12 protein-coding genes are annotated in these 14,058 nt (G+C 46.2%); 10 read left to right on the forward strand and 2 right to left on the reverse strand.

Translation table 11 applies throughout. From position 1 onward, the window contains the following. Positions 1 to 105: 105 nt before the first annotated feature. Positions 106 to 993, forward strand: a complete 888-nt coding sequence (locus ACFE7X_RS17105) for an alpha/beta hydrolase (RefSeq protein WP_375436904.1) — start codon at positions 106 to 108, stop codon at positions 991 to 993. 19 nt (positions 994 to 1,012) lie between these two features. On the opposite strand, the gene ACFE7X_RS17110 is transcribed toward ACFE7X_RS17105, so the two are convergent. Then, positions 1,013 to 1,510, reverse strand: a complete 498-nt coding sequence (locus ACFE7X_RS17110) for a methylated-DNA--[protein]-cysteine S-methyltransferase (RefSeq protein WP_375436905.1) — start codon at positions 1,508 to 1,510, stop codon at positions 1,013 to 1,015. Between the two features lie 147 nt (positions 1,511 to 1,657). Continuing rightward, a complete protein-coding gene (locus tag ACFE7X_RS17115; protein WP_375436906.1) occupies positions 1,658 to 2,971 on the reverse strand; it encodes an LEA type 2 family protein in 1,314 nt (437 codons plus the stop codon). A 209-nt stretch (positions 2,972 to 3,180) separates the two neighbouring features. Here ACFE7X_RS17115 and rocD point away from each other — a divergent pair, with 209 nt between their 5' ends. The 9 genes from rocD (at position 3,181) to ACFE7X_RS17160 (ending at position 14,054) form a co-directional block, all read left to right on the forward strand. After that, entirely contained in the window at positions 3,181 to 4,431 is a 1,251-nt protein-coding gene (rocD, locus tag ACFE7X_RS17120) for an ornithine--oxo-acid transaminase (RefSeq protein WP_375436907.1), read from the forward strand. 478 nt (positions 4,432 to 4,909) lie between these two features. Then, entirely contained in the window at positions 4,910 to 5,611 is a 702-nt protein-coding gene (locus ACFE7X_RS17125) for an exopolysaccharide biosynthesis polyprenyl glycosylphosphotransferase (protein ID WP_375436930.1), read from the forward strand. A 378-nt stretch (positions 5,612 to 5,989) separates the two neighbouring features. Then, positions 5,990 to 6,811 carry a polysaccharide biosynthesis/export family protein gene (locus ACFE7X_RS17130; RefSeq protein ID WP_375436908.1) on the forward strand — a complete coding sequence of 274 codons (822 nt, stop codon included), beginning with the start codon at positions 5,990 to 5,992 and terminating at the stop codon, positions 6,809 to 6,811. A 38-nt stretch (positions 6,812 to 6,849) separates the two neighbouring features. Then, positions 6,850 to 9,222, forward strand: a complete 2,373-nt coding sequence (locus ACFE7X_RS17135) for a GumC family protein (RefSeq protein ID WP_375436909.1) — start codon at positions 6,850 to 6,852, stop codon at positions 9,220 to 9,222. Between the two features lie 28 nt (positions 9,223 to 9,250). Further along, positions 9,251 to 10,612, forward strand: a complete 1,362-nt coding sequence (locus ACFE7X_RS17140; protein WP_375436910.1) for a hypothetical protein — start codon at positions 9,251 to 9,253, stop codon at positions 10,610 to 10,612. Positions 10,613 to 10,665: 53 nt separating this feature from the next. Then, on the forward strand, positions 10,666 to 11,856 hold the full coding sequence (locus ACFE7X_RS17145) for a glycosyltransferase (RefSeq protein WP_375436911.1): 1,191 nt from the start codon (positions 10,666 to 10,668) through the stop codon (positions 11,854 to 11,856). A 2-nt stretch (positions 11,857 to 11,858) separates the two neighbouring features. After that, positions 11,859 to 13,004, forward strand: a complete 1,146-nt coding sequence (locus tag ACFE7X_RS17150; protein ID WP_375436912.1) for an XrtY-associated glycosyltransferase XYAG1 — start codon at positions 11,859 to 11,861, stop codon at positions 13,002 to 13,004. Between the two features lie 9 nt (positions 13,005 to 13,013). After that, positions 13,014 to 13,493, forward strand: coding sequence for a VanZ family protein (locus ACFE7X_RS17155; RefSeq protein ID WP_375436913.1), 480 nt, complete (start codon positions 13,014 to 13,016; stop codon positions 13,491 to 13,493). 9 nt (positions 13,494 to 13,502) lie between these two features. Beyond that, entirely contained in the window at positions 13,503 to 14,054 is a 552-nt protein-coding gene (locus ACFE7X_RS17160; RefSeq protein WP_375436914.1) for a WcaF family extracellular polysaccharide biosynthesis acetyltransferase, read from the forward strand. Positions 14,055 to 14,058: the final 4 nt, after the last annotated feature.

Consider the following 14,058-nt stretch of genomic DNA (forward strand, 5'->3'; position numbering starts at 1 on the left):
AGTGGCCTGTGCGTAAGTGTCACGCTCCCGCTGGTGGCGCTTTCAATGCGCGTACAAGCTGCGCCCTAGTGTTTTTCTTTCCAGACAATTGATTTATCCTGTTCCATGCGTGTACCCCGCTGCTGGCTGGCATTACCTACCCTATTCTTGCTGCCCCTGCTGCTGTTAGTGGCCAACGAATATGCCACCGCCCGCCCCAGCCGCCGCACTCAGGATGTAGCCTACGTGCCTGCTACCGACCCAGCCTATGACGCCGAGCGGCATCTTCTAGACGTGTACGCTCCTAAGCGTAAAGCCACCAAGCCGTATCCGGTGGTGATTTTCATTCATGGGGGCAGTTGGAACAGCGGCAACAAGAACTTCTACTCTTTTATTGGGCGGCGCTTGGCCAAACAGGGCGTGGTAGCCGTTGTTATCAACTATCGGCTTTCCCCGAAAGTGGAAGCGCCCGCCATGGCCGACGACTGCACTCGCGCCGTTATCTGGACCACCGAACACATCCAAGAATACGGTGGCGACTCGCAACGGGTATTCCTGATGGGCCACTCGGCCGGTGCCGGCCTTGCCGCCCTGCTCGCCGCCGACAACCGCCTGTTCGCGCGGCGCGGCCTCGCCACCAATCCTGTCCGTGGCGCCCTCCTCGACGACCCCGCCGGCCTCGATATGTTCGACTACCTCACCAAACTCGAATACCCCGGCGACGCTCAGTACCTAGTTCCGTACGGCAAGCAGCCCGAGGTGTGGAAAGACGTTTCGGCGTTGTACCACCTCACGGCCGCTACGCCGCCCTTTCTTATCTTTATTGGAAGTGAAACCTACCCCTCCATCCGCAACAGCAGCCGCAAGTTTCAACAGAAGTTAACCGAACTAGGCCGGCCGCCGCAATTTACCGTGCTACCCGGCAAAAAGCACATTCCCATGGTCTTGCAGCTGTACTGGAAGGACAACGTGCTATATCAAGAGCTACTGAAGCTGGTGAAAGCGGTGAATTAGCGAACTACGGTTCCTGCTCTTACCATAAGCTTCCTTGCGCGGTTGGCTGCTCGAATGCTAACAGCCATTTTTTGCGCCACAAGCCACCGGCATAACCCGTTAGCTGCCCATTCGCTCCGATGATGCGGTGACAAGGCCAAACCAACCCCAAGGGATTTTGCCCATTGGCGGCGCCCACGGCCCGCACGGCGCCGGGGTTTCCTAGCTGGCGAGCCAAGTCCAAGTAAGAAGCCGTACGGCCGAACCCGATGGCAGGCAGAGTGGACCACACACGGCGCTGAAAATCAGTGCCCTGCGTTACAGCATACACCAGATGAAAATCGCGCAACTCCCGATTGAAATAGGCTGTCACTTGTCGGTGTGCTTCGCGCAAACAATCGGGTACTGTGGAAGCTGGAGTTTCCGGCCGAGGCTCATCCAAGAACTGTACGGTAGTAAGCCCGGCATCTATGCCTTGCAGGCTAATGATGCCCAAGGGTGAGTTCAGAAAGGCTTGGGCAATAGGAGCAACTACCATAAATTGGTTTGCTGAGGGCGAAATAGAGGTATACTAAATACACAAGTAAAAATACCACTAATTGCCTTGGGCTTGGCAAGATAACACTCGTCTGGCCGCGCCTGTGGACTAAGCTCTACTGACCTCTGCTTCTTTGAAGTTAAATCTCTATTTAGACTTAGGAATGTTTTTCAACTCCTTTAGCGTACCAGTGCTATTAAAGCGCATGGTCATGTCCTTGGGGTTGTTTTCACCTGCGGCTACCACCACTGAGCCTTTCAAGTAGTAAGGAGTTTGCTTGGCCCTAAAGATGGTTTTGTAGCCCACTTTCGGCAGCCCTTTCGGCTCGAACTTCACCCGAATTGGCATTATCTCCGTGCCACGGTTTTTAAACGAAACGTCTTTTTCTTCCACTCCTTGCACCTGCATGTCGTCGCTAACCCGAAAATCGTACGAAACCCGACGGATGATAACAGGAAAGGGATTGTAGTTGGTGATTTCAAGGTTGACAATAGCTTCCCCGTTTTTGAGGCCGAGGTGCTCCACGTCTATGTCACCTACTTCAATTTTGGGGAGTTTGGGGACGTACACCCGCTTGGTCACGTTCACCGGAATCTTCTGCGTGCCCTCTGCCATGGGCAGCCGGGCGTACAAGTTCATCACCATCTTCACGTCCACGCAGTCCTGCTGGCTGGTTTTGACGGCGTTCTTTATTTTGCTTAAATCCATCGTGACTGGAATCTGCATGTGACTCAAGCCTTTCTCTTTCAGCACTGTAGGCTTACGTTTGTTGCCACTGGCCAGTAGCTGACCATCTACGCGAGTCTGATAGTTTAGACTATCTATGCGGAGCGTAATGGGCATGTGGTTTTGTATGTCCGTCACCATCTGGGCGTACACATGATCGGGAGTGATGTTGTTCACCGAGAACGAAACGTTTTCCAGCGTTGGCATCTTCGGCATGAAAATGCGCTTGGTGAGCGTGACCGGTATCTTTTTGGTACCAGCTATGGGCAGCTTGGTATACAAGTCCATCGATAGCTGCACATCCACGCTATCCTGTTGGCTGGCTTGGAGCTTGTTTTTCACCTTGCTCAGATCCAAAGCCAATGGTAGTTGCAGGTGGCTGATAGAATCTTCGCGCAGCACGGTAGGAGTGTTTTTCACTCCTTGCGTTAGCAATTCCCCATCAAGACGGGTTTGATAACGGAAACTATCGATGCGCAAGGTGATGGGCATGTTGTTGCGCACATCTAGCTTCACCTGGGCTTTCACCGAGTCACCCTTCATGCTGCTGACAGCAAGAGACGTGTTTTCTAGCGTGGGCAACAATTCTTTGCCTTTGTCAGCAAGTGTGGGTATCAGCCCTTTGCCTTTGTCGTTTTTCACATACACCCACCCCAATATTCCAGCCAGGAGTAGTAGTACCAACGCGAATAAGGTTACAATAGGGTGACGTCGGAAATAAGAGCGAGTAGCCATAAGGATTAAGCTTGGGTGCGAGTAGTGTGTTTAGCTTCAAGCTCAACCGTACAAGGAATTACTATTCAGCATTTTGCAAGTTCATACGAGCACCAGCAGCTAACTTGTTATAGTCGAGCTTGTAGCACCGGCCTACAATCAAGACAGGTCTTTTTACGTAGGGTTGACTTACAGTGCTTTAACCTTCCCCATCCCCCATTCTTTTTGCTATGTCTCTTCACCCCACCATCGATACGCACAGCCGCAGCCAGCAGCTTATGGCGCTGGAAGACCAATACGGAGCCCACAACTATCACCCATTACCCGTAGTGCTAAACCGGGGCGAAGGGGTCCACCTTTGGGACGTAGACGGCAAGCACTACTACGATTTCCTGTCCGCATATTCAGCTGTCAACCAGGGCCATTGCCACCCACGCATCATTGGGGCTCTTACCGAGCAAGCTCAGCGGCTCACGCTTACGTCGCGCGCCTTTTTCAACGATCAACTAGGTGCAGCCGAGAAGCAGCTTTGCGAGTTGTTTAATTACGACAAGGCCTTGCTGATGAACTCGGGAGCTGAAGCCGTAGAAACGGCGCTTAAGCTCGCCCGTAAGTGGGGGTATCAAGAGAAAGGTATTGCCCCCAACCAAGCCCGCATTGTAGTGGCTGAACATAACTTCCACGGCCGTACCACCGGCATTATTTCCTTCAGCACCGACCCCGATTCTACGGGCGGGTTCGGCCCCTATACACCTGGCTACCAAGTAGTACCCTACGACGACCTAGCGACCCTGGAAGAAGCTGTGCAAGACCCACACGTGTGTGCTTTTCTGGTAGAACCCATCCAAGGCGAGGCTGGTGTGGTAGTGCCATCGGAAGGCTACCTAGCCAAGGCAGCTGCCATTTGCAAAGCCCATAAGGTGCTTTTCATCGCCGACGAGATACAAACTGGCCTAGGTCGTACGGGTGAGTTGCTGGCCGTCTGCTACGAGGGCGTACACGCCGATATTCTGATTCTGGGCAAAGCGTTGAGCGGGGGCGTGCTGCCAGTGTCAGCAGTGCTGGCCCGCAACGAAATTATGCTCACCATCCAGCCTGGGCAGCACGGCTCCACATTCGGTGGCAACCCACTGGCAAGTGTGGTGTTACGGGCAGCGCTGGATGTGCTTCTCGACGAAAAGCTGATCCAGAACGCTCGCGTGCTAGGCGAAGTATTCCGGGAGCGTATGCGCCGGGTGCAGGCCAAACGTCCTGAGGTAGTGGAATTGGTACGTGGGAAAGGCTTACTTAATGCCATAGTGATAAAACCTACTGCTGATGGTCGTACCGCTTGGGACCTTTGTGTGACCCTGATGGAGCGTGGCGTACTCGCCAAGCCTACCCACGGCGACATCATTCGGTTTGCGCCACCCTTGGTTATCAACGAAGAACAGCTACATGAAGCTTGTGATGTAATTGAGGGCGCCATTCTCGAGTTCTAGCAACCAGTTTAGCAGCAGAAAGAAGCGGACTCTCTTGACTAGAGAGTCCGCTTCTTTTTACTGCTAAACTGGTCCTATTCATTAAGCAATTTTGATGAGTGAGACCACTAACGCTCTCGTTAGCAAAAATTGATTTATGAACATTTACGGATTCGTATTAAGACGCAAACACAGTTTGATAATAGGCAGTATCACGAGTAAGTGGAATTAGCTGAATCCATGATTATCTATTCAACCGATTGCATAAAGCACCTGTTTTTACGCTACTACTTGATCTAATGCTTACTACCTAAATCAAAGACCAACTGGTTGGGTCTCAATGTTAACTTAAATGACATAAAATAGTCTCATTTAAAGATGACATGAAAATTCTATAAAAATTATATTTTATCAGTATTCCTTAAATAATTTGGATTTAATGTTTGCAAACAGAGATTTCCATGATAATTTTGTGACTAATACATATTATATTGGATTCATGCAACAGCAATCGACCTTACAACTTAAGTGGAGCCAAGCGCCAACCTTAGGCCCGCGGAAGTCCACAACCCACACCCCTTATAAATCATCCCGCAAATTAGCTGTACAAGTTTCGTCTACGAAGCGAGCCTTTGACTACTTGTTTGCTGCAATCGTAGCAATCCTAGTGCTAAGCTGGTTGATTCCTATAATTGCACTGCTCATCAAGCTAGAATCGCAGGGTCCAGTATTTTTCAAGCAACTTCGTACTGGGAAAAATGGTAAAGCCTTCTATTGCTTGAAGTTTAGAAGTATGCGTACCAATGCTGACGCCGATTTGAAGCAAGCCTTCAGAGGAGATAGTCGCATCACCAAGCTAGGTGCCTTCTTGCGCAAGACTAGTCTTGATGAGCTACCGCAGTTCATTAATGTATTAAAAGGCGAGATGTCAGTGGTTGGACCACGTCCGCATATGCTCCGGCACACCGAAGACTACTCCAAGGTTATTGATAACTTCATGGACCGGCATTTGATCTTGCCCGGTATTACTGGCTTGGCGCAGGTATCAGGGCACCGGGGCGAAACCAAGGAAATTGCAGCAATGGAAAACCGCGTCAATGCTGACATCTACTACCTTGAAAACTGGTCGTTCTGGCTCGACTTAAAGATTGTGTTGATGACTGTGCTGCAAGTGTTTCGAAGCAACAATCATGTTTTCTAGGCTGTACGATTGCAGCAAGTAAGTGCTAAGCGGTTGCTACTATGCCAAGTATATCCGCTCTTCCTATTGGCATCATCCTCTGCATTTGAGTTAGGCATCTTATTTGATGACCTTCGACAGTAGGTATAATCAGTCTACTTAGTCACGTAAATGCTATCTAGCTTTGCCTAAAACATACAAGGGGCTGGGAAGTCGCCGAAAGGCATTCAGAAACGCAACCTACTCTGGAGCCTAAATTAGCAGTAACTGATTGATTTACAACTTAGTTGACGCTTACCAAGCTCGGCTTTAAATGAGTTGAGCTATGATAAGTTTAGCAAAATCAAGTACATTAGCACCTAATTCAAGCATATAGATCATTGATTTTTACAATCACTAATGATTTACTCATATTCACCTAAATCGACCACACTTTTCAAAGATTTAAAAATGCGAAGGAATTTTCAATATTTTATTGTATTACTCTTTTTTAGTTCCTGTGGTGCTGGTAGAAGCTTGACGTATTTTGGCAATTTAAAAGAGTCAGAAACTTACACAACAACTATTACAAACAAAGCAGAGCCAGTAATTCAACCAGACGATTTATTAAACATCACATTAAGCAGTCTGAATCCAGAATCAAATGTTTTGTTTAATAATGGCATGTTGCAATCTCCTGGCGGTAGCGCAGGCTCTGGGGAGAAATTAAACGATGGATATCTAGTAGATAGAACAGGTTCAATAAATTACCCTGTTTTAGGCACTTTGAAACTAGCTGGTTTAACCAAAACAGAAGCCATTCAGCTCCTGACGACGAAAATCAGCCAGTATGTCAAGAACCCGATTATCAACATTAGGTTTCTGAATTTCAAAGTGACTGTTGTTGGTGAGGTGAACCACCCCGCGACTATTGATGTTCGCACCGAGCGAATCAATATAGTTGAAGCGCTTGGCTTAGCCGGTGACATGACGATTTATGGTAAGAGAACCAACGTACTGATCATTCGGGAAAAGAATGGTGTTAGAAATACCGCACGAATCGACCTAAGCAATAAAGAAAGCTTGAACTCACCTTACTACTACTTACAGCAGAATGATATCGTTTATGTTGAGGCTGAAAAAGCAAGAGGATTGCAGGCTAGCGCCAGCAATTACTACTTACCAGTGATTGCCACTATAGCCTCTCTAATTAGTGTATTGTCATTTATAGTATTTAGATAAGCCGCTACTCGATAACCTTCAAACTGAGCTTTAAGAATATGAATAATCAAGAGTTGTTCCCTCTTTCTTCGGAAAGAACTGAGGCAATGGATTTAAAATCCATGTTCTCAAAATACCTGCGCTACTGGTATTGGTTTCTACTAGGAGCTGTCATTGCTATAGGCATTGCCTACACCTATCTGCGGTATTACGCTGTTCCTGAATACTATACAAGCAGCCTAATTCTGATAAAAGATGAGAGGTCAGAGTCTGGGACGTCTTCCGCAATGGCGATTAATGACCCCGATTTGTTTAAATCGTCTAAGAACGTGGACGATGAAGTGGAAGTTCTGAAGTCGAAGACCTTGATGCAGCGGGTAATAAGAGAACTCCACTTATCAATTAGCTATGTAGTTGAAGGAAGAATCCGCGACGTTGAAATTTATGGTAAAGGTTTGCCTGTCCAGATCATTACCAAAAAAATGAACCCCAAATATCCTAATCCAGCTTTCTCAATCTTGTTGACAGGTAATAACTCGTACAAGCTGATTGATACAGATGGAAAAACTAACGTTTATCAGCTAGGTCAGGAAATTACTCGGCCATATGGTTCTTTTACAGTAGCACCTGGCCCTGCATTTTACACAAATACGAAAGGGCCAAATAAAAAAATCAACGTTCAATTTCATCAGCTAAAAGATATGGCTGATGTATTTTTCTCGCGCGTTGAGATCAAACCTAGTGCTAAAAATGCTAGCGTAATCACAATGGGTATAGTTGATCCCATTCCTGAGAGAGGCGAGAATATTATCAATAAGATTATTGAAGTCTACGAGAAGGAATCTGTCGAAGACAAAAATGCAAAAGCGACCAATACAGTTGCTTTCTTGGATGAACGCTTGAAGTATATCACGGCAGAACTCTCTGGCGCTGAAAAGAATGTGCAGCAATACAAGAGTCAGAACGGTGTAGCAGATGTTACTACGCAAGCTTCAAATTACTTATCCCAAGCTAGCGATTATAACAGGCAGCTTTCGGAGTGGGCTACTCAAATCGAGGTGTTGGAGTCCATCGAGCAGTACATGTCTTCTAGTGCATCCGAATACAAAACGGTACCTAGTAATCTTGGCATTCAAGATCCTACTTTGCAGGGATTGATAACCTCTTTCAACGATTTGCAACTAGAGCGTGAGAAGCAGTTGCGTACAAACACAGCCGAGAACCCTGTTGTAATAGGTATCAACGAACAATTGGCCAATTTGCGGCGGAATATTCTAGAAAACCTGCGCAACATCAAGCGGGGCTTAGTTATTACTAGTAATAACTTAAAGCAGAACTCCGGGAATTTCCAGTCTAAGATCAAGCGGGTGCCTTTGATGGAGAGAGAACTGCTGGAAATAAACAGACAGCAGGCAGTAAAGCAGAACCTTTATCTCTTCCTCTTGCAGAAGCGCGAAGAAGTTGCTCTAGCTTTGGCTGCTACAGTTTCTAATACTCGCGTAATTGACCGCGCGGTAAGTACCCCCTACCCCATCAGCCCTAATCCGCAGAACATCTATCTGATTGCTCTACTCGCTGGCCTAGGAATACCCTTTGCTGGTATCTTCCTCAGAAATATGCTGAACGACAAGGTTCAGAGCCGCCTCGATGTCGAGAAAGCAACTGCTACTCCTATCCTTGGCGAAATCTGCCACAACTCGCGCAGCGCTCGTAATGCGGTGGTAGTAAACAAAGACAGCCGTAGGCCGATTGTGGAGATGTTCCGGCTTGTGCGTGCTAACCTGCACTTTGCAGCTATCGGCAAAGAGAATAAAGTGATGCTCATTACCTCGAGTATGGGTGGCGAGGGCAAGACCTTCTTTAGCATCAACCTCGGCGCGAGCTTAGCCCTGACAGGGAAGAAAGTGGTTTTGCTTGAACTAGATCTTCGTAAGCCTACGCTGTCTTCTAGACTAGGCTTAAACGATAACGTGGGCATCACCAACTATCTAACGTCAGATACTATTACAATCAACGAAATTATCCGGACTTCGGAGAAAGCGCCGGATCTATTTGTAATAAGCTCGGGACCACTGCCTCCCAATCCTGCTGAGTTGATGATGTCTGCTAAACTCGCTCATCTTATCAATGAGCTCAAGGACATTTTCGATCATATTATCATCGATACCGCTCCAATAGGCCAGGTTTCCGATGCGTTCAGCTTGAGCCCATTAGTAGACTCGACGATCTACTTGCTTCGCTATGGCTTCACCTATAAGAAGCAGATCGAGATAATAGACTCTATCTATCAGAACAAGCGCTTGAATCACCCGATGATCGTGCTAAATGATGCTAAGAAGGAGCACAGCGGCAATTACGGTTACGGATATGGCTATGGCTATGGCGAAGAGGTGAGCACAAACTCAAAGAAGAAAAGCCTAGAGGCGCAATAGTTATTGTTTTATTTAAGCAATTTTCACAGTGTCCACTACCAACATTATAGCAGTTCGCCCGGAGCCAAGGGCCGTGTTGGAGCGGCGAAAAAATGAAGCAAAAGACCCAAACCGCTTGCTCAAGCAAGGGGTTTGGGCTTACTTTCTACTCTTAATTTTTGAGGGAGCATTGCGCAAATGGTTTTTACCAGGTTTAGCAACTCCACTCCTTATTATTCGTGACCCGTTGGTTGTATGGATGCTGATCCTTACCTGGCAACGTGGCCTACTTCCTGCTAATCCCTACATGATCGGGATGATGCTGATTGGCATCCTATCAACCTTCACGGCTGTCTTGGTTGGTCATGGCAACGTTGCAGTAGCTATATATGGGGCTCGTATTCTCTTGCTGCACTTCCCCATGGTATTCGTGATTGGCCGCATCTTCAACCGCGAGGATGTAGTGAAGCTAGGCAAGGTGACGCTTTGGATAGCTATTCCGATGACGGTGCTCATTGCCCTACAGTTTTACAGCCCGCAATCTGCTTGGGTGAACCGTGGAGTAGGGGGGGATATGGCTGGCGCCGGCTACAGCGGCGCCTTAAATTATTTCCGTCCTCCTGGCACCTTCTCATTTACTTCTGGCAACACGCAGTTTTTTATGTTTGTCGGGTGCTTTGTGTTCTACTTTTGGTTGAACTCACAAAACATGAACCGCTTGGTATTAATTGCTGCTACAGCAGGATTGCTTGCTGCTATACCTATGTCCATAAGTCGCTCATTGCTGTTTGGCGTAGGCGTAACCATGATATTTACGCTAGCAGCGGTTGCCAGGAAACCTCAGTACCTATCTAAGATCATTCCGATTGGTTTCGCTATGGTAATAGCGTTGGCTGTTCTGAGTCAAGCTACCTTTTTTCAGAATGCTACTGAAGCTTTTCTCTCACGCTTCACCAGCGCCAGCGAAACCGAAGGTGGTCTAGAAGGCACCATTGGTAACCGGTATCTGGGTGGCATGTTTGCAGCTCTTACTGGCTCCTCTAACACCCCCTTCTTTGGGTATGGCATTGGAATGGGCACGAATGTAGGAAGTATGCTACTAAGCGGCGGTACCCAGTTTCTAATAGCAGAAGAAGAGTGGGCACGTTTGATTGGCGAGATGGGTCCTTTGTTTGGTATAATTGTAATTTTCCTTCGAGTAGGCTTCTGTGTAAAAGTTGCCTTTGCTTGCTACGAAAAGCTCAGTGTAGGCGACTTTCTGCCCTGGATTCTATTAAGCTATGGCCTGCTAATGATTCCGCAGGGCCAATGGGCGCAGCCAACTGCATTAGGTTTCAGCACCTTAATAGCAGGGTTGCTAATTGCCTCTTTACGAAGCGCTCCGCAAAAGCGTGTGGTTCGCACAAGCTGATTTAGACTTGTCTGGCCACATTGTGGCACTAGTATTACACAAAAATCAGCGTCGTGAATATAGTTTTCTTTGCACATCCCGATTTCCTCGGTCATCAAAGCATGCCTCGTTTTGCAAGAATGCTGGCCGAAGGAATGAAGGATCGAGGGCACAGTGTAGAAGTAATCTCGCCCCAAGCAAAAGTTTCGCGCTTGCCTGCTCCGAAAGCTTTTCGAAAGTGGCTGCATTACGCCGATCAATTCATCACGTTTCCTAGTGCCGTACGCAAACGCTTACCTACCTATGCGTCTGACACTCTCTTCGTGTTCACAGATCATGCCTTGGGGCCATGGGTACCCCTGGTAGCCAATCGACCCCATGTAGTCCACTGCCATGATTTTCTAGCGCAGTGGTCTGCGCTGGGAGCAATTCCCGAAAACCCAACGGGCTGGTCTGGGCGGCAATATCAGAAGTTTATTCGGCAGGGCTATTCAAAAGCCAAGCACTTCATTTCTGTTTCCCGCAAGACGCAGCAAGACCTTGCTCACTTCTTGCCTTCAGCTCCTATCTCATCTGAGACGGTTTACAATGCCCTGAATCAAAAGTTCAGTCCCGTAGATTTAGTGGAAGCCCGTACATCATTAACCAAGCAAACAGGCATAGACTTAACTGCTGGCTACCTCCTGCATATCGGCGGCAATCAGTGGTATAAGAACCGAACTGGGGTTATTGAGATTTACAATGCGTGGCGCAAGAACAGCAGCGGCACGCTTCCACTCCTGTTGATAGGCGAGTCCCCAACATTGGCCTTAGAGCAGATGCATGAGCAGTCGGCCTACCGAAAGGACATTCACTTTCTCACGAATATCCCCGACGAATTTGTGCAGTTAGCGTATGCAGGGGCTTCTGTATTTGTTTTTCCCTCACTTGCCGAAGGCTTTGGTTGGCCTATTGCCGAGGCTATGGCTTCAGGATGTTTAGTCATCACAACCAATGAAGCTCCTATGACTGAGGTGGTAGGGGACGCCGGCTTTCTGGCTCCTCGCCGACCTACTACTGCGGCAAAGATTGCTCCTTGGGCCGATGAGGTTGCTCAATTGCTCCAGCAAGTACTCACCCTTTCGCCCTCAGATCGAAGTCGTGCGGTGGAAGCAGGCATTCTCAACGCTAAGAGATTTGACTCTAAAAATCTCTTAGATCAAATAGAGAAAATTTATATAACATGCACAAAAGAAATAGCGGATATAAGTGATCCAGCACATTAAACATGAAAATACTTTTCATAATTCCTGTTTACAAACCCGCCTATATATATGGAGGCCTAATGGCCGTTGTATATTTATTAGCTGAATCACTAGTTCGAAACGGCCACGACGTAACGGTGTACACAACCACTGCCAATGGTAAAGAAGATTTAGATGTTAAGACTGGCGAAGAGGTGATAGTTGATGGCGTTAAAGTATATTATTTTAAAAGATACACGAAAGGCAATTCTCATTTATCGCCAGGATTCTGGAATAAGATATTTCAAACCGTCAAAGATTTTGATGTAGTTCATCTTCATTCGTGGTGGAGCCCTGCTATCGTGGCCGCGGCGGCTGTTTGCCGTATGCGAGGTATAAAGCCTATTCTTTCACCTCACGGAATGTTTTGCGATTACATATTAACCACAAACAACAAAATTAAGAAGCAAATTCTACAAACAGTAGTAGGCAAGTCGTTGCTTAAAAACACTTTCCTGCACGTGTCAACACCTATGGAGTGGGATGAGAGCCAGCTTATCTTAAAAGATGAATGGGCAGGAGCCATTATACCCAATCTGGTGGAACTTGATAATATAAAGTCTCCAGAAAAAAAAGAGGCAAACAGCGTTTTCACTGTGGGCTTTATATCCAGAATAGATCCTAAAAAAGGTTTAGATATATTAATTAAAGCTTTGTCAAAGGTATCTTTCAGTTATAAGCTTCAGGTAGCTGGCACTGGCGAGGAGGACTATGTCAACAGCTTGAAAAACTTGGCCTTAGAATGCGGCAATGCCAACAAGATAGAGTGGGTAGGTTGGAAGGATAACGTTCAGAAAATGGAGTTTTATTCTGAAATAGACCTATTTGCCCTTACATCACACAACGAGAATTTCGCTGTCGTAGTAATTGAATCTTTATCGGTCGGAACCCCTGTATTCTTGGGTAAGAATGTAGGCTTATCTAGTTATGTGGCTGGTAAACAGCTAGGCTGGATAACCAACATACAAGACATTAACCAAGTAGCGGCAGATTTGGAATTGGCGTATAGAGAGTCGGATAAACGCAAATTTATTCATGAAAACGCACCAGCTATTATCTCTCATGATTTCAACAAAAATCTTCTTACCAAGCAGTATACAGACTACTATAAAACTTTAATATCACAATAAGTATCCTTAATGTCTTTACGCCATTTCCCATTAAAAACTGCGAAATTTTATCCTTTAATGAAACATATAAGAACTATATTATTTTTTTCCTACACAGGATTATTAACTTATATAGTTTTTTTCTCTCGCAGAAGACAATCTCTTGTTTGGAGTAACAAGCTTGTAAATCTGGTTCCTATTAAACATACTATCCAATCTTTTAGACGGTCAGATTTAATAGGCTTAGAGAACAATGTTGCTAATTTACTCGGCAACATTATCATTTTTGTTCCCTTAGCTTTTTTCTTAGTTAACATCTTTGGTATATATACCAAGAAGAAAATAATTGCTGTTGGCTTTTTAATAAGTTTTTTTATTGAATTTATTCAATTTATTCTTAAAATTGGCGTCCCTGATATTGATGATATATTATTGAATGTAACCGGCGTTATTATAGGAATTTATGTGTACAAAATTCTATGGATTGCCCTCAAAAATCAACCAAGATAAAGTTGTTGTATGTTGCAGACCGATTTATCTAAATTTGATACGAAGGGGTACGTAGCCGGACCCAAGCTTAAAGTACTGATTTGGTTTTTTTTCAACTACTTGGTCATGGATAGCTTCTTTCCGTGGCCTTATAAGCTCAAACGGTCGTTGCTGATATTGTTTGGAGCGCAGGTAGGCGAAGGGTTGATAATCAAGAATAAAGTGCGAATTAAGAACCCTTGGCGCCTCACGATTGGTAAAAATTGCTGGATAGGAGAATCTGTTTGGATAGATAACTTAGAAAATGTTACGATAGGCAATAATGTCACTCTTTCACAAGGAGCGATGCTTCTCACTGGCAACCATGACTACAAAGTCAGCAGCTTTCCATATAAATTAGGCAAAATCAGCTTGGGGGATGGAGTGTGGATAGGTGCTCAATCAGTGGTGTGCCCTGGCGTACGTTGCGAATCTCACTCTATTCTTACAGTGCATTCTGTGGCTACTAAGAACTTGGATGCATGGGGAATCTATGCTGGAAATCCAGCAGTTTATATTCGTAAGCGCGAAATACTTAAATGAGCGC

Origin of the sequence: uncultured Hymenobacter sp. (assembly GCF_964242765.1) — a bacterium.
Taxonomy (GTDB): domain Bacteria; phylum Bacteroidota; class Bacteroidia; order Cytophagales; family Hymenobacteraceae; genus Hymenobacter.